This is a genomic window from Bacillus sp. FSL W8-0640 (assembly GCF_038007725.1).
Classification (GTDB): Bacteria; Bacillota; Bacilli; order Bacillales; family Bacillaceae_G; genus Bacillus_A; species Bacillus_A cereus.
Map to the genome: position 1 here is coordinate 2480036 of NZ_JBBOXT010000001.1, position 19897 is coordinate 2499932.

A 19897-nucleotide genomic window follows, 5' to 3' on the forward strand; every position below is an offset into this window, starting at 1 on the left:
AATGAATGAGAATCAAATGATGCCACTTCAAGCAGGTGAAGGCTTTCCTTTTGTGGGGAGGCTGGTGGATGCAGAGCGCACAGAGACAGGGATTTTTGTTCAAATACCTGCTGATATGTTAAGTAATGCAGGTCTTCTAAAAGGTGTTAGCAGGGTTGAAGTATGGAGAGAAATGGATGGGACCGTAAAGTTTCGGATTGCTACGCTGTGTGAAATATGTAAACGCGGAGCTCGTTTGTATCCACTAGATATGGGATTTGCGAAAAAGAACATTTGTTTAGAGTGCTATGCATCACTTACAGGTAAATATCCATCTCAAGAACCGCCAACACCAACTAATGAAAATAACATACAAAAAGAGCAGCCATAAGCTGTTTTTTATTTTGTGCAAAATACGACTTTTATAACAAAAGAGGGACAAATAACTGTCTCTCTTTTTTATTTTGAAATGAGGTGGTCAAAGTGGAAGGGTTACAAGAAGTAAGAAGCGATGTTCAAGAAATAAAGCAAGATATTAAGGACATTCGTTTAGAGATTAAAAGTTTAGAAATGCGGACAACAGGTAACGAGAAAGACATTATCAATATCAACAAACAGCTAGATAAAATCAGCGCCAATACTACCTGGATTTTGCGACTTATAGTTGGCGGAATTGTTGGTGGCATTCTCACTTTCTTAATGAAAGGAGGTGGTATGTAATGTTTGAAATTACTGTAATGTTTGAAATTACTGTAATGATTGGAATTGTAGTTGGTCTTTCACAAATTGGAAAAACAATTGGATTACAAACAAAATATGTTCCGTTATTAAATGTAACGCTTGGTATTGTGCTAGGCGTTTTATTTTTTGGCGGAGATATCAAAACAAATGTATTTCAAGGAATCATCATTGGACTGTCAGCAAGTGGATTATTTGACCACACAAAAATTATGAAAAAGGATGTTGATGCTAAATGAAAAAGACAATGAAACATATTACCTCGTTCCTTATGATTCTAGTACTTGCTTGTTCTTTTGCTACAAGTGCTTTTGCTGATAGAATGCTTATTATTCCTGATTTACCAAAACAACCATACCGTTATGGTGTAGGTGCTTATGAGGGCGTTGTAGCACATTCTACAGCAACTCCAGAAGCTCCAGCTATTAACATTCAAAAATATGAGTCTAGAACATGGAGAAATGCATTTGTTCACTATGCAGTCGATTGGGATGAAATGATCCAAATTGCTGATAAAAAATACATTGCTTATGGCGGGGGGCCTGCTGCTAATAAACGATTTGTACATGTAGAGTTATGCGAAACAGCGGACTATACAAAATTCAAACGCAGCTATGACAAATACGTTGAGTTACTAGCTAAAATCTTACGTGACCGTAGTTTATCTGTAGAAAAAGGATTGTGGACACATAGCGATGTAACTCATTACCTTGGCGGTACGGATCATGAAGATCCAATTGATTACTTAAAGTCTCATGGCGTTTCAGAAGCTCAATTTAGAGCAGATGTACAACGAGCATACAATAATTCTAGTGTAGATGTTTCTGTTCCTGAGAAGCCATCTAAACCATCGGAAGTACCAACAGCAGTAACAGACGGTATCGCCTATATAGAAGGTTACAACGTTAACTTACGTAAAGGACCAGGTACAAGCTATTCTAAGATTCGTCAGTTGAACAAACCAGAATCTTATATTGTGTGGGATGAAAAAGACGGGTGGTTAAATCTTGGTGGAGATCAGTGGATTAAGAACGATCCATCTTATGTGAAGTTTAATAAGAAAAGTACAGTAGATTCTTCTATAGTTGGAAAGCGTGTTGTTTCAAAAGTTAACAATCTACGTTTCTATGATACTCCATCTTGGCAGGATAAAGATGTGGCTGGTTCTGTAGATGCAGGATTAGGATTTACAATTGATGCGAAAGTAAATGCAAATGGTTCACCGCAATATAAAGTACACAATAGCAAAGGAAAAACATACTATGTAACAGCAAGTGAAGCCTATGTGTATGTGAAGTGAAAACAACAGCCGTCCTATTGGACGGCTGTTGTTTTAAAATTAAATATATGAATTTATATAATTTCTAGCATGAAAGTTATAATTTTGTATATTTTGTTCAATTGGTGGTATAAATCTGTAAGCAAATTGTTTTGGAAAACTCATTCTTGCTACTGTAGGATTTGGATTTCCAATTCTTCTGAAAGTGCCATTAACATCAATATAATATTGTGTAATATCAGAAGCATAAAAAGTTTCTAAAGATATAGGTGCTTTTGCCATTGGATTATGGAATACAAATAAACCATCTGTTAAGGCTTCTGGTGATTCTGGAGTAATTAGAGTTCTTTTATATGGTTCAACTTCATCATTAAAATCTCTATATAGGTTGAATACTAGATTGTCAGTATATGATGAATTATTCGAACATACTGTAGCATCTAATTTCCCTATAGTAGTTGTAGTTGAAAAGATAATTGCTGATACTTCGGAATAACTCTCATCTAAAAATATACCTAAGGGAAGTTCTTTATTAGTTCCATTTTTAAGTATACTTTCTTTGGAAATAAAATCATTTTGTTCTGGAACAAAATAAAGGCCGAATAACAAGGCCAAAATTCCAAAAATATAATCTCTTCCATAATCAACTTGAGCGTAAGAACTTAATGCAATTACATATGGATTATCTGGAGATACCCAGTCACGATTCTTATAAGTATCATTATATTTCTTTTTTTTGTCCCAAATTGAACTTCCGTAACGAGTAATCGCCTCTTTAAGTTCGTAATCAAAATTAGGTTGAAGCATAGGAGGAACAAACAGATTTAAAAAATTGGATTCATTTCTCGTTTCTTCGTTAACACCCCCTTTCTTTATATTTGCAGTTGTCGCTTCCACCAAAATATTAGTGGGTCTGGATTTTAAAATGAAATCAGGCATAGCATGACTGAAATCTATTTCGTATCCCATTTCCTTAAATACTCTATAAAGATATATTTCCCAAAAAGCCGAATGGTAGGTAGTTTGGAATTCCTTTACTATTTTATTATCCCTATCTTCGAACCCCTCAAACCACTTCTCTAACTGTTCTTTTTGATTTATAAGGGAGGGTGTCTCCTTCAAATATAAGAATTTTGGATGTAATTCTTTTTTTAAATTAAGTTCTTCAAAAAGCTTTAGATTCATAATATTCACCACTCTCATTATAATTATATATGAATGTATTATAAATGGATTGTTTGTAAATATCACGTAGGATTGAATGAAATGATATTTCTAGTTAATAGTCACTAATTCATCAAATTTATATTTAGTATTCAAAGCAAAATCATCTGTGCAGTACACAGTTTTTGTAATCGGCGTAATATGTAATAAATTTATGTACATGTAGTGTACCATGTTTCCACCTTTAATCTACTGTGTACTCCCAGGATGATACCTCAATGATCGTAATGTATTACAATCATTTGTGAAGGAATATTTTTAAGTAATAAAATTCAGCTCAAAGAAATTGTTATGAGACTAAAAAATTGGGTGCATTAGCTAGTTGTTTTTTGTTTATGGTAATATTTATGATATTATTTTACTTGTATGAAAAAGAACAAAGGAGAGATTGGAATTGATTGCTAGTGAAAAATCAGAAATGGAAAGTGTAAGTATAAGTGCACCCGAGAAAAAAGACCCTCCTAAGTATAAACAAAGTGCTAACGTACTTTTTAATTTTATGAAACAACTAGAATATTTAAAAATGAACCTCAAAAACAAGGCGTTTTTACCTAGATATTATGAAGAAAATGTGTCCTCATATGGTATCGGAATTGATAAATTAGCTTTTCCTATGACTTGCTTTTGTGATATCCATTTGCAAAGAATAGATCCACATGTTGATTTCTATGGAACTTTTGGAATAGGACTAGAAAAAAGATGGGGAGTAGCTGCAGGTGTACAGCCTATCCAATATGCAAATATGAATGCTCCATTATTAAAAAGTTTTTCGGAACTTTTTAATAAATCAATTGAGGAATTAGATCAAAGTCATCCAGAACTAGAAATTTATCAAAACTACATATTAACACATCTTCTTTATTTAAAGCCTTTAATTGGAGATATGTTACGATATGACAAATACGAATCACGTAATTTTCATGATGAAAAAGAATGGCGCTTTGTTCCCTTTATAGCTCCGGATGATGACTTGGATTTGTTGATTCCATCATCTTTATTATCCACAAATGTATACAATGTATATTCTAGTGGGATTGCTCAGCGTAAAGACTTATGGTTATCATATGAATATAAAGATATTAGGTATTTAATAGTGGAAACAAATAATGATAGAGTAGATCTTATCCAATTTATCAATGATGAACTAGACGGTATTGAGTCTATTGAAAAAACATTATTAATCTCAAAAATAATTGTTTGGGAAGAAATGAAGGAGGATTTATAATAATATGTTTGCTAATTTCAAAAAAGCTTTTAAAAAAGATGAGAGTGATACCAAAATTCCTAAAGCTATATTAGATGCTATGAGTAATAGTTTACCTTCGGGACTTAAGTATGAACAAATAGATAAAGGATATTGTACTATTGTTCCAGAGCAGGGAGAATTAAAATTTAAATTTGATAAATTGAAAATCAAAATCCCTCAAAATATTAAATTAACAACAGCAGACGAACTAACTGAATTTTTATATCGTACACAACAGGTAGTAGAAACTGAATCAGATGTTGTAACTATAAACGGTAATCAAATAAAGTTATCAGATGTTGTAAAACATCCATTTAAAGAGAAACCCCTTGAAGCGGACAGTAAATTTGTAATACAACCTCAATCATTTGGAGAGCCCTTTCCGTTAAAAATAGAACACGAGAATGGGCATATAGCTAAAGAGTTTTTAATCGAAAGAAAACCATTAGCTGATATGCACAAAAGTTTATTTAAATCGATTAATGAAGATGTATTAGAAATAACCTACACAGTCGATGAACAGCATCATCACTTAAAATTTAATGTGAATATTGACTTAAAGAAAGCAAAAACAGTTGTGGAAATTATTGAAGCTTTTAAAATATATATAGCTTTTATTGAAGGGAAAATCAAAATAGGGGGTATGTTACTAAACCCGGTACCTATTGAGAAGGAAAGAGAAGCTGCAGGTGCGGCTTTAGATTACTGGAAAACAGTGCAAGCTGTAGCTGAAAAACTTAATGTTCAATTTAAATTGGATGAAGGTAAAGATGCTGTAAACGCGGAATGGATTGCTAAGTTATATCGATCATTTGTTGAAAACAAAGCATATAAGCAACGTGGTGCAGTGACTAGCTTTATAACAGATTCTAAAGGTGATTGGGATGAAAAAGAACTTTTGGAAAAAGATGCTATGGCACTTCAATATACACTAAACGAAGAAATTAAAGTATATGGTGTAGAAATTCCGTTGTATAGTGCAGTAGCTTTACTAAACTGTAAAATTGAAAGTGTTTTACCAGTGGAAGGATCGGATAGTAAATATGAATTTAAAGTTATTCCAGCGGATGAGAAAGGTATTTATCAAGCTGTTCGACATTTTAATACGAAAGAAGATTTCGATGAAGTCTTTAAAGATATGAGCGAAGTATTAGAAGAGTTATCCAAGGCTGACGAACTTTAATAAAATGTAAGCGTCTGTTACAACCGAAAAAGCATTATCTGTTTAGATAATGCTTTTTTGATATAGAATGCGAATTTATTTATATTAAATATTTTTAATATTTAGATAAAACGAAAAATCTCTTTCGTAATTCATCTTTTAGCTCCACAATTCGGGCAAAACCATCTCTTGTTTATGAAACGCTGGCTATAGAAATATAATAGGAATATTCATTTAAAATAAAGAAGCCGATTCCGTAATAGAACTAGCTTGTTTATTCACTTAGAATTCATCATATGAATGAAATTATCACTACCAATTAATTCAATGCTTTTATTCGCAGTGGATTACCTTGCGTCCTTATAGAAGTTACTCTGTTTAAAGAAAAGAAACTGGAAGAGTTAGCATCTAATTGAGAGGTATTTGTAAAAGTGTATGTAATAGAAAAATATAAAAAAGTGCTAACAAGTTTGCAAACGAACTTGCTAACACCAATACGAAATAGACATAAAATATCGCTAATATGTCACCTTCAATAATAGCCATAATCAATTAGAACACACTAATACCAAGGAATCATAAAAACATTCTTAATATCAAGAATATAATCATCCAGATATTCCTTTACTTTTAAGACGGAAACGAGGCATGATATTGATTTCTACCTCAGAGTTTGCGTCAAATAATAAAAAAATACGGTTTGTAAAACTAAAAATACAACAAGCTACAACCGGTATGAAATGGATTAAAATATTTAGAAATTTAAAAGATGATTTTCAAATAGGGGGAGAGGTGGATTTAGACCATATTCTCCAATATCCGAAAGATTATATTGTAGGGGAAAATAAAAGGGTGTTATTTCCATACAATGAGAGAATTTATAAAGTTCAAGGTACTAAAATAGAACCGGGTATAAAAGTAAAGGAAAGAGAGTATTTATTTAAAGAATTTCAGCGTAAATTCTCTTATTTCACAATACTTCCAGAATGTAAAAAGGTAGCAACAAATAACAAAAATGAATTATTTCCTTTATTTGCACCAAAAGGATTAGAGACATTAACATTAGAGGTTTGGTCTGAAAATATAGTGCTGGAAATAGAACAAGCATTACTTGATAGTGAAATTATTTTGACTAAAGTTGGTGAAAATACTTATGTATTGAATACAGATTTTCCAGTGTTATTAAAGGTTGTGAGATACAATATTGAAAAGGTGTTACAAAATCCATATAAAATGCAATATTGCCAAAAATATAAAACAAATCTTGTAGATGATGTTACGAAAGCTGTCTATGCTACCGCGGGCGAGCGCAGTGATGCGACATTAGCATTAATCGCATTGAAAAATTGTGATGGACGAGAAAAAATTGATCCAAAACAAATCATTAGAGAGGGATTTGCACGAGCAAACCGTATTTCAACATTTATTAATTTATTTATAGGCCAAAGTGTATCGCGTAAAACAATTGTAAATAGTGTTTTTAGTTTATTAGAGCAAAAAGGATTTTTGAAGCGTAGTTGGAATAAGATAAATTTACCTTGTATATATGTTAATTTATCAATTGAACGAATATCGAAATTTGATTTCTTACCTATTCTTTCAAAAATAAAAGGAAAAGAAATTTTATATAAATTATATGGGAATACAGAATGGCAAACGATTGATTACGTATTATTAAATATAAATAAACATAATGCATTTTTACCACAACCATCAAAGAGAAATGATATGGGAGCTCTTTTTAAACAATATGTTTCCGAAACATTAATGGAAATTGTAAAATATGCAAAAGAACAAAATGAACAAGTTTACTTCATTGTAGATGCAAATTTGAGAAGGTATTGGATAAAAAAGTTACAAAATAAAGAAATTAATACAGATATTTTACCTGATATTGTTCCAGAGGTGTTAAAGGTTCCAAATTTAAATATTATTAGAATAAATACAGGTTTTGATGTACCAAGTTACGGTCTAATAGAATGTGATGATGCTCTAGATAGCATTGGCTTATATGCAGATCAAAAAGGGATGTATTATAGCACTGGTGAATATTCACTTAATTGTAGTGGGATTTTTCAGCGATATATACTTGAAATTCTACCATTAGGTGTAAAACCTGTAGAAAGGGATTATATCGCTAAAATGATACATTACATGTGCTGTAATTCTAGTATGCTTTCGAAAAAGAATGTACACATGACATATTCCATGCATATGGAAAAGGTAATAAAGAGTTATATTACTGACATAGATGCAAGAGAGTTTAAAGAATTTGATGATGAATTGGATGTAGATGTAGTAAAAGTAGAAAAGAAAGATTCAATTATTCTACTTTAAATACTAGTAAACAAATCCTGCTCGTTATATCGATCAGGATTTGTCATTTTTTCATGTAAATAAGGATATCCTTTGTCAAGTATCTTTTCGTTTACATATTTACTTTATGTGCAGACAGGATTAATATGTTTTTTAGAAATACAAAAACTATTTCATATGGAAAAACGATTTTTATTAATTGAAAAAATTTGAAAGGAATGGGGAATTGTGAAGAAATTAGATGTGCTCTTAATGCTACTGAGCGGCCTCTTTCCAATTGCAGGACTTACAAAGCAAATCCCTCTAGAACAATCTATATATATTGGAGGGCTTTTATTTTTTACTAGTTTCGGTAGTTATTTTGCTAAAAAGATGTATTCACGTATATGCAGTTGGATAGCGTATGCGCCATTTATAACATTACTGTTAGTTATTTGGCATCAAGATATTTCAACAAGCTCAATCATAGCAAATGCGAAAATTGCTGCATGTGTCGCGTTAATTCCATGTTTATTCCGTTTTCGTACATATGGACTTACTTTGGGCTTATTCTCATTATGGGCCGCTTTACTATGGGATATAAAAGAAGTACAGTCGTTAGTCATACTTGAACGCATAACGAGTTTAATGACAAGCCATTATGTATATATATTACTATTAATTGGAGGACTTGTAATAGGAGGATTACTTGCGATGTTCATTCACCGCAAAGAGAAAGATAATAATAAAGAAAATATAAATCTACTTGGACCAAAAAAGAAACGCAAAAGATTATCATTTAAGATTCGTCTTCCAAGATTACCGAAATTAAAGATGAAACTATTTAAGTTTGGTGGGAAAGAATCTAAAAGTAAAATGCCAGAAAAAATCCATGAATATAAGTACGAAGAACCAGTTGCAACATATGAAATGACAGAGAAAATAGATCCATACAAAGAAAATGCAGTTCAAGGTCAAACAAGGATGGAACGCCGAAGAAATAGGTATAATGCATAATGAAGTTTAATAACCCCGTAATGACTTATCTTAATATTGATAAATCATTACGGTTTTTTTATGTAATGAAATGAAGGTTGCTATTGCGGAGGGGAATAGCATATTTTATAGATAGGAACTAAAATAAGGGGAGGATAAAATGCTTATCATTACATATATATCTGCTTGCATATTATTCTTAGTTAGCTTTTTACATGTATATTGGGCTTTCGGAGGTAATTGGGGGACAAATAGTGTTATTCCAACTAAATCAGGGGAAAAGGCGTTTACACCTCGCGCCCGAATGACATTGTTCATTGCATTATTATTAAGTATGGCAGCAATAATTTTGTTGCAACAAGCAAATATTGTTCATTTTGCAGTTCCTAATGTTATTATTCAAGTCGGTTCCTGGATTTGTATGATTGTCTTTTCTATTAGAGTGATTGGTGAGTTTAACTATTTTGGTATCTTTAAACGACAAAAAGATACGCACTTTGCAAGAATGGATACCGGTTTATATATTCCACTTTGTGCATTTTTATCTGTATCTTTCTTATTAGCAATAATTTTGTGAGTGAATAATAGTAGTTTCTTTTCTCAACATATATGTAAACGTGAGAAATCTAAGAGTAAATAAAAAGGATGTAAGCGCCTTCTTGTCGAAATGTAAATTATTATGAAAGGCGGTGACACTATGAAGTATGTAAAAGTTAGTATGAATGGTGGAAGTGAACATAAATTCTCAATGACTTTAGATCGGTTTAAAGAACTTATTACTACAGAGAATGGGATATTAGAAAATAAATTAGTATGTATTGAAAATGTAATGATTAATCCTACTAATATATCTTCTGTAGTTGAAAAAATTGGTGTACCGGCTAAGTTTATGGAAGCTTAAAATGTTAGATAAAAAACATCCATTAGGGATGTTTTTTAATTTATAAATATGATAATCGTACAGTAAATATTTGAGTAGATTTTATAGCAATGACTATGCATATATTAAGTACCTGAACATGGTTCTTAATACATGCACGAAATAATAAGTACAAGCATATAGTATTAAGTAGGACAAAATCTTCGTGTCCTACTTAATACTCAGAAAAAACCTCTAATCACATAAGAGCATCCAATTGCAGGGTGCTCTTATTTTTTATGAAAATCTACTACGAGTCTTATTTTATAGTAGGATGCAATAATAAAGGGCTATTTTGAAATAGTGTTCTTTAGCCTTTAATGTTAAATTTATCTTTAACGTTAATAAATATTAAAAATAATATGATAGCAGAAATTAAGTTAGATAAGTAGAAATTTTGATGAAACAGTAGTTCGAAGATGACATAGAAAGTAATGAATAAGGCAATAGCAGGTAGTATGCAAATAAATATAAATCTCCAATTTTTTAAGTAATGTTTATAATTAGTAAGTACTTTCTCCATAAATATAGCTCCTATATTTTTGTTTTTATATAATTATACATTTAGATACAAAGATTTTCAAAGTAAAATATTTAGCAATTCAAAAATATAAGGAGAGCTTTTGTTGAAAATCCAGATTGCTGTAGCAATCTGGATTTGACTTTAAAGAACTATACTAAAATGATACACTATAATCTACGTTATTTTTGAAATGAATAGAGGGATTTGTGTGATAGATAAAATTAAAAATGCTGTAGAGGATATGTACGAAGATGAGGCTAAAGATTTACTTCAAAGTATTCTCATACAGTTAAACTTATTAGAAGAAAACTACAGTGAAGATACAATTAAAAATTTGATGGATATTCCGAAACAATTAACGAGTAATCCTACTTATAAAAGGAATGTAAAAGAAAGTACGCACGTACATATTGCTTTTGATGATTCAACGGCTGGTTGCTTAAAATATATGTTAAGTCAAGAAGAATTATTTGAAGAGAGTGTTGTTGCTTTTTCGGAATTCTTTTCAATTGGACCGATATATAGGTTGCATACGAATGAGGGGCAACTAGCAAGACAGAAGTGGTTAATAAATAACTTAACTGCTTATGATAGTTATTTTGAAGAAGAATATTTATCAAGATTTATAGCAACTATAGAAGAACTACATACTATTCCTGTTGAAACGCCTATTACAATTTGGAAGGCTGATAATGCACATGAACATGTAGGCCTAAGTTTTGTAATGGCACAATTAAAGGATAAGAAAAACATTCGAGTTATTAATACGTCTGAAGCAAGTAGAGAAATATTAAAACAAGAGTATGATATTCGTGGAACGGGAGAATTACCACCTGAAAGTTTAGCTCTATTCCAAAAAAGTTTTATAAAGCTACCTTATTTAACTGAAGAGAAGCGCATGAAGTTTGAAAATGAGTGGGATAGATTATCGGAAAGCATAGAATGTTTAAGAGTTTGGAAAGAAAATGAAGTGCATTCTGTACAGGAAGATTATTTTGATCAATTTATAATTGAATGCGCGAAAAGTGTGGGTGCTGATCGAGAGTTCCTTAAAGCTCCTAGAGTAATTGGTGAAGCACTTGGTCTTGTTGAACAGTTAGTTGGAGATACTTTCTTAGAATATCGCTTGAAACAATTAATTAAACAAGAAGTATTTGAATTTGAAGGTTCGTTAGATGAAATGCGTTTTTATAGTGTGAAGTTAAGGAAATAATAAACACATTCTATTTTTGAAAGGCTCGTATTTTTAATAATACGAGCTTTTTAAGTTGAATTTGGGCTATACATAAGCTTCCCAGAGAGGGCATATCACATATGAATGGTAAAGGTAATGAATGAAAAGAAGGTGATTTGTTAATATGTATAACCAACAAAATTATCCATATGATCAAGCGATGTATTATAATCCACATGACTACGGGTATGAACCTACAAATGAAGTGAGAGATATTGAACAAGAAGATTACAGACCAGATGATGCAGAAGATGCTCCAACGTCACCACCTCCGTCACAAGCGCCGTCGTTACCGTCTACATTTGCTTCTCCAGCACAACCAGGTAATATGAAATCATGGATGTGTAACTGTCTAGGAAGATGGGGCTATTTACGTTTACATCGTCCTGGTCCTTTCGGAAGAGATTTATGGTTCTTCCCGACTGAAGTGAGAAGAAATGGAGTGTCAGGTTACACGTGGCAAGGTGGTCGTCGTCGTAAAGTAAGTTATCGCTATCAACAAATTAGTAATTTTATGTGCTTCGCATAAAGAGAAGTGGGAGAGTGAAACGATTTTACTCTCTCACTTTTTTATTTTTCAATATACGAAGTAAGATTTTGATTAAAAATTTACAATTTTCACGTTTTTATTAGAGTATAATGCATATGTTGGGTTGATTTTCAAAAACAAATGAGAGTGAGGGAATACAATGTCAATGAAAAACAAAGTTGGGTTAAGCATAGAGGATGGCATTAATTTAGCTTCAGCTCAGTTTAAAGAAGATGCGTATGAAATTTATAAAGAATCGCGAAAAAAACAACCTATATTATTTGTAAACCAAGTTGAAATCGGTAAAGAATGGCTCATTACTAGATATGAAGATGCTCTGCCACTTTTAAAAGATAATCGTTTAAAAAAAGATTGGACAAATGTGTTTTCTCAAGATATAAAGAACATGTATCTTTCCGTTGATAATAGTGACCACTTAACAACGCATATGCTAAATTCAGATCCACCTAACCACAGTCGTTTACGATCTTTAGTTCAAAAAGCTTTTACACCGAAGATGATTGCACAATTAGACAAAAGAATTGAGAGAATAGCAGATGATTTGATAAGTGATATAGAGCGAAAAGGTACATTAAATCTTGTGGATGATTATTCATTTCCATTACCGATTATTGTAATAAGTGAGATGCTCGGTATTCCAAAAGAAGATCAAGCGAAATTTAGAATTTGGTCTCATGCTGTTATTGCATCACCAGAAACACCTGAAGAAATAAAAGAGACCGAAAAACAACTATCTGAGTTTATTACATATCTTCAATATTTAGTTGATATTAAACGAAAAGAGCCAAAAGAAGACTTAGTGAGTGCTTTAATACTTGCAGAGAGTGAAGGGCATAAACTTAGCGCTCGGGAACTATATTCAATGATAATGCTATTAATTGTAGCAGGACACGAGACGACAGTGAATTTAATTACAAATACGGTATTAGCACTTCTTGAAAATCCAAATCAATTACAGTTATTAAAAGATAATCCAAAACTAATTGATTCGGCTATTGAGGAAGGATTGCGTTATTATTCTCCAGTTGAGGTTACAACTGCAAGATGGGCAGCGGAACCTTTTCAAATTCACGACCGAACAATCGAAAAAGGAGATATGGTTGTCATTGCCTTAGCTTCTGCAAATCGTGATGAAACTGTATTTGAAAACCCAGAAGTATTCGATATTACTCGGGAAAATAATCGTCATATTGCCTTTGGTCATGGTAGCCATTTCTGTTTAGGCGCTCCACTTGCGAGGTTAGAAGCAAAGATTGCTATTACTACTTTGTTTAATCGAATGCCTGAACTACAAATAAAAGGGAATCGTGAAGAAATTAAATGGCAAGGTAACTATTTAATGCGTTCTTTAGAGGAATTGCCTTTAACTTTCTAGAATAGTTAAAAGGAGACATGCATACATCGAAAATGATTTACATAGAGTATGTATGTGTTATTTAAATTCGAAACGGAAGGGTGAAAACATCCCAATGATCAACTAATTCTATTTGTAAGAGATCTTCGTTAAAAAACGAAATATTCTTCTGAATAGGGTTAGTCTGTACATTTATAGAAAAGGGATGTATTTCGCTCTGCGAATATATAGTCTTTTTATATGATTTGTGCTGCCTCCTGTTCAGAACATGAAATAGGAGGCTTTTTTATGTCGACAAATGTAGTAACGAAACAAAACAATGGGGTATCACAAGTATTAAAAAATCGGTTTGTTCAAGGGATTTTAGCATCAGCATTATTTTTACAAATAGGAATATGGGTTCGAAACTTTGCGGTATTACTATATGTAATGGAAATGACAAAAGGTGATGCTTTTGCTATTTCGATGATTTCAGTTGCTGAATTCACTCCAATTTTTATTTTTTCATTTATTGGCGGTACTTTTGCTGATAGGTGGAAGCCAAAGAAGACAATGATATGGTGTGAAACGTTAAGTTCCATTTCAGTATTCGCTGTATTAATTACGCTTATGTTTGGAACGTGGAAAATTGTGTTTTTTGTGACACTCATCTCTGCAATCCTTTCACAGTTTTCACAACCATCTGGAATGAAGTTGTTTAAACAACATTTATCAACGGAACAAATTCAATTAGCAATGTCTATATATCAAACGATATTTGCAATATTTATGGTATTAGGACCAATACTAGGGACATTTATCTTTCATAGTTTTGGAATTTATATTTCAATCATCATAACAGGTATTTCGTTTTTACTTGCGGCAGTTGTATTGTTATTCCTTCCGAAAGATCTTGAAAACGACGTAGAAAAGAAGGATATCACTCTGTTGCAGGAGATGAAGGATGGTATTAAGTATGTCAAAAAGAAAAAAGCATTAACTTTGCTAGGGCTTTGTTTTATGGCTGCAGGACTAGGTATAGGATTAATTCAGCCATTAGGTATATTTATTGTGACTGAGCAGTTAGGATTATCAAAAGAGAGTTTACAGTGGCTACTAACAGTAAATGGTGCGGGAATGATTGTTGGCGGAGCATTAGCAATGGTATTTGCGAAAAACGTTGCTCCGCAAAAGATGTTAATTATCGGTATGCTTGGTCAAGCAATTGGTATTGGCATTATAGGATATTCTACAAATTTATGGGTGACACTTACAGCGCAGCTTTTTAGTGGTTTAGCTCTTCCTTGTATCCAAATTGGTATTAATACGCTTATTATTCAAAATAGCGATACCGATTTTATAGGTCGTGTAAATGGTATTTTAAGTCCGCTTTTTACCGGTTCAATGGTAGTAACGATGAGTATAGCTGGCTCATTAAAAGAGATGTTTTCATTAAGTATGATGTATGAAGGGACGGCTTTACTTTTTATAATTGGATTATTGTTTATTTTACCTATATACAATTTAAAGCCAGTAATAGCGGTAGAAAGTGAAATAAGTGGTAAAGGAAGTGCTATACAAAATGAATCCTAATCCAAATGTTAAATACCCTATTGAAGGCAATCAAAACGTTCAATTTATAAAAAATATAATAACAAAACCTAATATACTTGTTGGTGACTATTCTTATTATGATGCGAAAGATGGAGAAACATTTGAAGATCGAGTATTACATCATTATGAATTTCTTGGAGATCGCCTTACTATTGGAAAGTTTTGTTGTATTGCATCTGGAGTTAACTTTATTATGAACGGAGCCAATCATCGGATGGATGGATTTTCGGCATATCCATTTAATATATTTGGAAATGGGTGGGAGAAGTATACACCTAGTTTGTCTGATTTACCTTATAAAGGTGATACAGTTATAGGAAATGACGTTTGGATTGGTATGGATACAACAATTATGCCCGGAATAAAAATAGGGGATGGTGCAATCATTGCAGCTAAATCTGTTGTGACTAGAGACGTCGCACCATATACAATTGTTGGTGGAAACCCTGCAAATAAAATAAAAGAGAGATTTTCAAATGAAATAATTCAAGAATTATTGCAAATTCAATGGTGGCATTTTGATATTGAAAAAATAACTGGAAATATTGATGCTATTGTACGCGGAGATATTGAACAATTAAGAAAGCTAAAAAGGGAATGAAAAATGGATGACAAATAGTATCATACCTCCGAATTTTGTTAATGATAATAGAACAAGGAGGTGTGATACTATGGCACAAGACGTTTTATGTGAAGTAAACAACTGTAAATTTTGGGCGAACGGTAATAAATGTAGTGCAGAGGCAATTTACGTAGTAAGTCATAAAGGTAAACATGCATCTACAACGGAAGAAACAGATTGCAAAACATTTGATCCAGAAGTGTAAATTCTTTAAGGGTAGCCAAATCGTGGTTGCCCTTTTATTAATGATAGTATTGATAATAAATATCATTTTCATTCATTAATTTTAGCTTTTTTTGTTATTTTTTCATATTTTCTTCATAAGTGATGTAATCCAACTCAATTCATGTTCAATTCGTGATTTACTAAATTCAATGACTTCAGTAATAAAGGCTGAGGTAACCTCTAGAGACTGAATAGCGGTAAGTTGACTATGTAGTACGTTTTGACGTACAGTCAAAATCTCTTTTCTAGCTTCATATTCAAGTTTTTCAAATAGCGCGATACGAACAAGAAATTCTGCATTATTTGTCGCAAGTTTTTCGGGAAACTCTCGTAACATTTCAGAAAAAATTTCTTCTCCTGTTTCTGTTATATCGTACATATTTCGGTTTGGTTTTCCAACTTGTTTATGTATTTTTTTCGTTATAGCACCCATATTTTCAAAGCGCCGAAGGGCAGGGTAAAGCATGTTGTGATTTAATTCAAAATTCTCACCTAAACGATTTTGAACATTTTTTTTGATTTCATATCCATGTTTTGGTCCGGTCGTTAATTCTGCTAGTAGTAAAATATCAACGTACATAAAAATCCCCCTTATATATTTCTCAAGTTCTCTAATGAAAAATCCCCTTTAGTATATGTTAAAATAACATATGATAGTTTATACAACTTTGAACTGCCGACCTATCACTTTTATTGTAAAAGAAAAGGGAGGAAAGAACTATGGCTTCACCTGAAAATGTTATTTTAGTTCATGAAATTTCAAAGCTGAAAACAAAAGAAGAATTATGGAATCCATATGAATGGTATCGTTTGATGAGGGATAATCACCCAGTTCATTATGATGAAGAGCAGGATGTATGGAATGTTTTTTTATATGATGATGTAAATCGTGTTTTATCAGATTATCGCTTATTTTCAAGTAGAAGGGAGCGCAGACAATTCTCAATCCCTCCTTTAGAAACTAGAATAAATATAAACTCTACAGATCCACCAGAACATCGCAATGTACGTTCCATTGTTTCTAAGGCATTTACTCCAAGAAGTTTAGAACAGTGGAAACCTCGAATACAGGCTATCGCAGATGAACTTGTACAACATATCGAAAAATGTAGTGAAGTTAATATCGTTGAACAGTTTGCTGCACCTTTACCTGTTACCGTTATTTCTGATTTATTAGGAGTCCCAACAACAGATCGTAAAAAAATTAAAGAATGGTCTGATATTTTATTTATGCCGTATAGTAAAGAAAAGTTTAATGATCTGGATGCTGAGAAAGGGATAGCATTAAATGAATTCAAAGCATACCTTCTACCGATTGTTCAGGAAAAGAGATATCATTTAACCGATGATATCATTTCTGATTTAATTCGAGCTGAATATGAAGGCGAAAGATTAACCGATGAAGAAATTGTAACCTTTTCATTAGGTTTACTAGCAGCTGGGAATGAAACCACTACAAATTTAATTATTAATAGCTTTTATTGCTTTTTAGTAGATTCACCTGGAATTTATGAAGAGTTAAGAAAAGAACCTAACTTAATTTCAAAAGCGATTGAGGAAGTATTACGCTATCGCTTTCCTGTTACATTAGCCCGGAGGATTACAGAGGATACAAATATATTTGGTTCTTTAATGAAAAAGGATCAGATGATTGTTGCGTGGGTTAGTGCAGCGAATTTAGACGAGAAAAAATTTTCACAAGCCTCTCAATTTAATGTACATCGAACAGGAAATGAAAAGCATTTAACCTTTGGGAAAGGTCCTCACTTTTGCTTAGGAGCACCACTTGCACGTTTAGAGGCTGAGATTGCATTAACTACCTTTATAAATGCTTTTGAAAAAATAGAGCTATCTCCATCTTTCTGTTTAGAAAAATGTATATTGGAAAATGAACAAACATTAAAATACTTACCTATTCGATTGAAAGCTAAATAAAAATCTTAACAAGGTGCATACATTTGCATCTTGTTTTTTGTTTCTCAATTGTGAGTTTTCGGTAATCACCTTAATATGGAATTGTATAAAACGTAGAGGAGGATTCTTATGTTGACTTGTAATGGAAGTAAATCATTTCAAAAGTTTATTAAAGGTGTTACAGATCTTATGGAAAACGGTTTATTTGAAGAAGAAATAGTGTGTGGCATTGAAAAGTTACTAGAAGAACTTTTAGAAAAGAAAACATGGCTTCCGTTAGATAAACAGAAGGCCAATTTGACTCAATATGCACGACATTTATTGTATGAAGATCCGCTCAAACGTTTTGAAGTACTAGCTCTCGTATGGAAAGATGGACAATCTACACCTTTACATGATCATGACGGCACATGGGGAGTAGAAGGCGTTTTTTCAGGAAGGATTATGGTGCAGAACTTTATACAAACGAAACAACTTGGAAATTCACTTGTTTATTTAACACATACAGGAAATCTTTATTTGGGAGAAGGAGAAACAGATAAAGTAATTCCACCAGCGGATTGTCATATTCTTGAAATTAGCAAAAATGAAAGCGTTATTACGATTCATGTCTATGGAAAACGGTTAGAAAAGTTTAAAGTATATATACCAACTGAAGAAAAAAATGTGTACATGTGTGAGACAAAATACATTAGTTATAATTCATAGTTTAAAATCCAAAGCTTTTTTAAAAAGAAAAGCTTTGGATTTTATTTTTAATTATTTCTTGACCTGAAACGCTTTTCATAAATTATAAATAAGAAGTACCTCACGAGGATTGTATGAAAACGATACCTAATAATTAATTAGAACTCGTGTATTTATAGAAAGTGGTGAAGAAATAATGAAATTAATCGCAATTGATTTAGATGGAACTCTTCTTTCGGGGAATAAAATGATAAGTAAAGAAAATGCAGAAGCAATTCGAACATGTCAAGAAGCTGGCCATGTTGTAGCAATTTGTACAGGACGTTCAATTGTTGACATTGAGCGATTATTGTTAGAAGTTGATTTAGAGTGTCCAATCATTGCGGAAAATGGTGCTCTTATATATAAAGATAAAAAAATGATGAAGAGATATCCAATTCAAAATATGCAGGCACTTGAAATTGTAGAATATCTTGAAGAGAATGGTTTATATTATCAGCTCTATACTGATAAAGGTGTGTATGTACCGGATTATGGAGTAGAGAGTGTACGTAATGAAATTGAGCATGTGAAGAATTCAAAAGAAAATTTCGACTTGAAAGAGTTAGAAACAATCGCAGCATTATATCTTGAGCATACAGCGTTTCATAGTGCGGAAAGTTGTAAACCAATTGTAGAAACAGATATACATGTGCATAAACTATTACCATTTTCTTATGAAATTGAGAAATTAAAAAAACTCAAAGAAACATTTCTTCATAATACAGATTTAGCAATTACATCTTCATATTGGCACAATTTAGAGATTAATCATCGAGATGCTCAAAAAGGGAATGGATTATATACTTTAGCAGAACATCTTAATATTCCGGTTGAAAACACTGTAGCGATAGGTGATGGGCTAAACGATGTTTCTATGATGGAAAAAGCGAACATATCAATTGCAATGGGGAATGCAGTAGAAGAAATAAAAGCAATGTGTAAATACGAAACGTTATCAAATGAAGAACATGGTGTGGCACATGCTTTATATAAATATGTAATGTAATTAAAAAAGAAAAAAGAATCCAAATGGATTCTTTTTTCTTTTTTATTAGGGGTAAGGTATTCTATGAGATTCATAGAAGCCTTATTACATTTTATTATATAGAATATATTGGAATAAATGTTTATATTTTTCATAAAAATTGTGAATATTTTATGAACTTTATACTTATTGCATGTTTATACCGCTATTAGTAACGTGTATGACTCTCAAGTGAAAATTCAGTGAATGTAAGGAGGAATTCAAGTTACTAGACAATAAGTGAGGAATCAACGAAATATATACTAATTAAAGGTATATTCAGTATATATA

22 protein-coding genes and 1 pseudogene are annotated in these 19897 nt (G+C 32.0%); 19 read left to right on the forward strand and 4 right to left on the reverse strand.

The annotated features are described in order from the left end of the window. The first annotated feature begins 1 nt into the window (after nucleotide 1). The 4 genes from N2V80_RS12820 to N2V80_RS12835 all read left to right on the forward strand — a co-directional run bounded on the left by N2V80_RS12820 (nucleotide 2) and on the right by N2V80_RS12835 (nucleotide 2017). Complete coding sequence (locus N2V80_RS12820) at nucleotides 2–370, forward strand: hypothetical protein (RefSeq protein WP_061654353.1); 369 nt, start codon at nucleotides 2–4, stop codon at nucleotides 368–370. Between the two features lie 92 nt (nucleotides 371–462). Continuing rightward, on the forward strand, nucleotides 463–699 hold the full coding sequence (locus N2V80_RS12825) for a hemolysin XhlA family protein (RefSeq protein WP_000398738.1): 237 nt from the start codon (nucleotides 463–465) through the stop codon (nucleotides 697–699). 17 nt (nucleotides 700–716) lie between these two features. Continuing rightward, on the forward strand, nucleotides 717–956 hold the full coding sequence (locus tag N2V80_RS12830; protein ID WP_061654521.1) for a hypothetical protein: 240 nt from the start codon (nucleotides 717–719) through the stop codon (nucleotides 954–956). Then, the gene (locus N2V80_RS12835; protein ID WP_061654352.1) at nucleotides 953–2017 is read left to right on the forward strand and encodes an N-acetylmuramoyl-L-alanine amidase; all 1065 of its coding nucleotides are present in this window, start codon (nucleotides 953–955) and stop codon (nucleotides 2015–2017) included. Before N2V80_RS12830 ends, N2V80_RS12835 begins: the two co-directional genes overlap by 4 nt. Nucleotides 2018–2056: 39 nt before the next feature. On the opposite strand, the gene N2V80_RS12840 is transcribed toward N2V80_RS12835, so the two are convergent. Next, a complete protein-coding gene (locus N2V80_RS12840) occupies nucleotides 2057–3181 on the reverse strand; it encodes a hypothetical protein (protein ID WP_061654351.1) in 1125 nt (374 codons plus the stop codon). 90 nt (nucleotides 3182–3271) lie between these two features. Further along, a pseudogene (locus N2V80_RS12845) lies at nucleotides 3272–3394 on the reverse strand (YolD-like family protein); the annotation flags it as partial. A 220-nt stretch (nucleotides 3395–3614) separates the two neighbouring features. Here N2V80_RS12845 and N2V80_RS12850 point away from each other — a divergent pair. The 6 genes from N2V80_RS12850 (at nucleotide 3615) to N2V80_RS12875 (ending at nucleotide 9820) form a co-directional block, all read left to right on the forward strand. After that, entirely contained in the window at nucleotides 3615–4445 is an 831-nt protein-coding gene (locus N2V80_RS12850) for an abortive infection system antitoxin AbiGi family protein (protein ID WP_061654350.1), read from the forward strand. Between the two features lie 4 nt (nucleotides 4446–4449). Continuing rightward, a complete protein-coding gene (locus N2V80_RS12855) occupies nucleotides 4450–5649 on the forward strand; it encodes an abortive infection system toxin AbiGii family protein (RefSeq protein ID WP_061654349.1) in 1200 nt (399 codons plus the stop codon). Between the two features lie 633 nt (nucleotides 5650–6282). Continuing rightward, the gene (locus N2V80_RS12860) at nucleotides 6283–7965 is read left to right on the forward strand and encodes an RNaseH domain-containing protein (RefSeq protein ID WP_340979958.1); all 1683 of its coding nucleotides are present in this window, start codon (nucleotides 6283–6285) and stop codon (nucleotides 7963–7965) included. Between the two features lie 207 nt (nucleotides 7966–8172). Further along, entirely contained in the window at nucleotides 8173–8940 is a 768-nt protein-coding gene (locus N2V80_RS12865; RefSeq protein WP_000732183.1) for a DUF3959 family protein, read from the forward strand. Between the two features lie 139 nt (nucleotides 8941–9079). Further along, complete coding sequence (locus N2V80_RS12870) at nucleotides 9080–9496, forward strand: DUF3995 domain-containing protein (RefSeq protein ID WP_061654765.1); 417 nt, start codon at nucleotides 9080–9082, stop codon at nucleotides 9494–9496. Between the two features lie 120 nt (nucleotides 9497–9616). Continuing rightward, nucleotides 9617–9820: a hypothetical protein gene (locus tag N2V80_RS12875; protein ID WP_000878372.1), complete on the forward strand. Its 204-nt coding sequence runs from the start codon at nucleotides 9617–9619 to the stop codon at nucleotides 9818–9820. 328 nt (nucleotides 9821–10148) lie between these two features. On the opposite strand, the gene N2V80_RS12880 is transcribed toward N2V80_RS12875, so the two are convergent. Continuing rightward, nucleotides 10149–10361, reverse strand: a complete 213-nt coding sequence (locus tag N2V80_RS12880; protein WP_000416825.1) for a hypothetical protein — start codon at nucleotides 10359–10361, stop codon at nucleotides 10149–10151. Nucleotides 10362–10569: 208 nt separating this feature from the next. Here N2V80_RS12880 and N2V80_RS12885 point away from each other — a divergent pair, with 208 nt between their 5' ends. The 6 genes from N2V80_RS12885 (at nucleotide 10570) to N2V80_RS12910 (ending at nucleotide 15919) form a co-directional block, all read left to right on the forward strand. Beyond that, complete coding sequence (locus N2V80_RS12885) at nucleotides 10570–11574, forward strand: DUF1835 domain-containing protein (protein ID WP_000565689.1); 1005 nt, start codon at nucleotides 10570–10572, stop codon at nucleotides 11572–11574. 145 nt (nucleotides 11575–11719) lie between these two features. After that, entirely contained in the window at nucleotides 11720–12124 is a 405-nt protein-coding gene (locus N2V80_RS12890; RefSeq protein ID WP_000282680.1) for a hypothetical protein, read from the forward strand. A 160-nt stretch (nucleotides 12125–12284) separates the two neighbouring features. Continuing rightward, nucleotides 12285–13520 carry a cytochrome P450 family protein gene (locus N2V80_RS12895; protein WP_000062127.1) on the forward strand — a complete coding sequence of 412 codons (1236 nt, stop codon included), beginning with the start codon at nucleotides 12285–12287 and terminating at the stop codon, nucleotides 13518–13520. Between the two features lie 267 nt (nucleotides 13521–13787). Then, nucleotides 13788–15071, forward strand: a complete 1284-nt coding sequence (locus N2V80_RS12900; protein ID WP_061656039.1) for an MFS transporter — start codon at nucleotides 13788–13790, stop codon at nucleotides 15069–15071. Next, nucleotides 15061–15693 carry a Vat family streptogramin A O-acetyltransferase gene (locus N2V80_RS12905; RefSeq protein ID WP_061656040.1) on the forward strand — a complete coding sequence of 211 codons (633 nt, stop codon included), beginning with the start codon at nucleotides 15061–15063 and terminating at the stop codon, nucleotides 15691–15693. The genes N2V80_RS12900 and N2V80_RS12905 overlap by 11 nt, the downstream gene beginning before the upstream one ends. Nucleotides 15694–15763: 70 nt before the next feature. After that, nucleotides 15764–15919: a DUF1540 domain-containing protein gene (locus tag N2V80_RS12910; protein ID WP_000046095.1), complete on the forward strand. Its 156-nt coding sequence runs from the start codon at nucleotides 15764–15766 to the stop codon at nucleotides 15917–15919. 102 nt (nucleotides 15920–16021) lie between these two features. Here N2V80_RS12910 and N2V80_RS12915 read toward each other — a convergent pair whose 3' ends face one another. Beyond that, complete coding sequence (locus N2V80_RS12915; protein ID WP_000289122.1) at nucleotides 16022–16519, reverse strand: PadR family transcriptional regulator; 498 nt, start codon at nucleotides 16517–16519, stop codon at nucleotides 16022–16024. A gap of 140 nt (nucleotides 16520–16659) precedes the next feature. On the opposite strand from N2V80_RS12915, the gene N2V80_RS12920 reads away from it, so the two are divergent. From N2V80_RS12920 to N2V80_RS12930, 3 genes are all read left to right on the forward strand, one after another. Then, nucleotides 16660–17874, forward strand: coding sequence for a cytochrome P450 (locus N2V80_RS12920; protein ID WP_000168014.1), 1215 nt, complete (start codon nucleotides 16660–16662; stop codon nucleotides 17872–17874). Nucleotides 17875–17982: 108 nt separating this feature from the next. Beyond that, entirely contained in the window at nucleotides 17983–18561 is a 579-nt protein-coding gene (locus tag N2V80_RS12925) for a cysteine dioxygenase family protein (protein WP_000954437.1), read from the forward strand. A gap of 175 nt (nucleotides 18562–18736) precedes the next feature. Then, nucleotides 18737–19588, forward strand: coding sequence for a Cof-type HAD-IIB family hydrolase (locus N2V80_RS12930; protein WP_000766385.1), 852 nt, complete (start codon nucleotides 18737–18739; stop codon nucleotides 19586–19588). Nucleotides 19589–19897 lie beyond the last annotated feature (309 nt).

Coding starts and splice junctions, on each gene's coding strand:
- N2V80_RS12915 (WP_000289122.1), bottom strand. CDS start 16,519: ATGTACGTTGATATTTTACTACTAGCAGAATTAACGACCGGACCAAAA.
- N2V80_RS12920 (WP_000168014.1), top strand. CDS start 16,660: ATGGCTTCACCTGAAAATGTTATTTTAGTTCATGAAATTTCAAAGCTG.
- N2V80_RS12905 (WP_061656040.1), top strand. CDS start 15,061: ATGAATCCTAATCCAAATGTTAAATACCCTATTGAAGGCAATCAAAAC.
- N2V80_RS12840 (WP_061654351.1), bottom strand. CDS start 3,181: ATGAATCTAAAGCTTTTTGAAGAACTTAATTTAAAAAAAGAATTACAT.
- N2V80_RS12900 (WP_061656039.1), top strand. CDS start 13,788: ATGTCGACAAATGTAGTAACGAAACAAAACAATGGGGTATCACAAGTA.
- N2V80_RS12875 (WP_000878372.1), top strand. CDS start 9,617: ATGAAGTATGTAAAAGTTAGTATGAATGGTGGAAGTGAACATAAATTC.
- N2V80_RS12830 (WP_061654521.1), top strand. CDS start 717: ATGTTTGAAATTACTGTAATGATTGGAATTGTAGTTGGTCTTTCACAA.
- N2V80_RS12930 (WP_000766385.1), top strand. CDS start 18,737: ATGAAATTAATCGCAATTGATTTAGATGGAACTCTTCTTTCGGGGAAT.
- N2V80_RS12880 (WP_000416825.1), bottom strand. CDS start 10,361: ATGGAGAAAGTACTTACTAATTATAAACATTACTTAAAAAATTGGAGA.
- N2V80_RS12925 (WP_000954437.1), top strand. CDS start 17,983: ATGTTGACTTGTAATGGAAGTAAATCATTTCAAAAGTTTATTAAAGGT.
- N2V80_RS12820 (WP_061654353.1), top strand. CDS start 2: ATGAATGAGAATCAAATGATGCCACTTCAAGCAGGTGAAGGCTTTCCT.
- N2V80_RS12870 (WP_061654765.1), top strand. CDS start 9,080: ATGCTTATCATTACATATATATCTGCTTGCATATTATTCTTAGTTAGC.
- N2V80_RS12890 (WP_000282680.1), top strand. CDS start 11,720: ATGTATAACCAACAAAATTATCCATATGATCAAGCGATGTATTATAAT.
- N2V80_RS12895 (WP_000062127.1), top strand. CDS start 12,285: ATGTCAATGAAAAACAAAGTTGGGTTAAGCATAGAGGATGGCATTAAT.
- N2V80_RS12835 (WP_061654352.1), top strand. CDS start 953: ATGAAAAAGACAATGAAACATATTACCTCGTTCCTTATGATTCTAGTA.
- N2V80_RS12855 (WP_061654349.1), top strand. CDS start 4,450: ATGTTTGCTAATTTCAAAAAAGCTTTTAAAAAAGATGAGAGTGATACC.
- N2V80_RS12910 (WP_000046095.1), top strand. CDS start 15,764: ATGGCACAAGACGTTTTATGTGAAGTAAACAACTGTAAATTTTGGGCG.